Genomic DNA, 281 nt, shown 5'->3' on the forward strand with positions numbered 1-281 from the left:
AAGCCGCACAAGAAGTTCGTGGCCGAAGCCTACATCCTGACCAAGGACGAGGGCGGCCGCCACACGCCGTTCTTCACCAACTACCGTCCGCAGTTCTACTTCCGCACGACCGACGTGACCGGCATCGTGACGCTGCCGGCCGGCACCGAGATGGTGATGCCTGGCGACAACATCACCGTCGACGTCGAGCTGATCGTGCCGATCGCCATGGAAGAGAAGCTGCGCTTCGCCATCCGTGAAGGCGGCCGCACCGTCGGTGCCGGCATCGTCGTCACCATCAA

Annotated in this window: 1 protein-coding gene; it reads left to right on the forward strand. The window is 63.7% G+C overall.

What is annotated here, in order from left to right; genetic code table 11:
- A partial coding sequence (locus DH10_RS35935) for an EF-Tu C-terminal domain-related protein (protein ID WP_485020609.1) occupies positions 1-281 on the forward strand: 281 nt, incomplete at both ends.

Origin of the sequence: Mesorhizobium silamurunense (assembly GCF_014843825.1) — a bacterium.
Taxonomy (GTDB): Bacteria; Pseudomonadota; Alphaproteobacteria; order Rhizobiales; family Rhizobiaceae; genus Mesorhizobium; species Mesorhizobium silamurunense.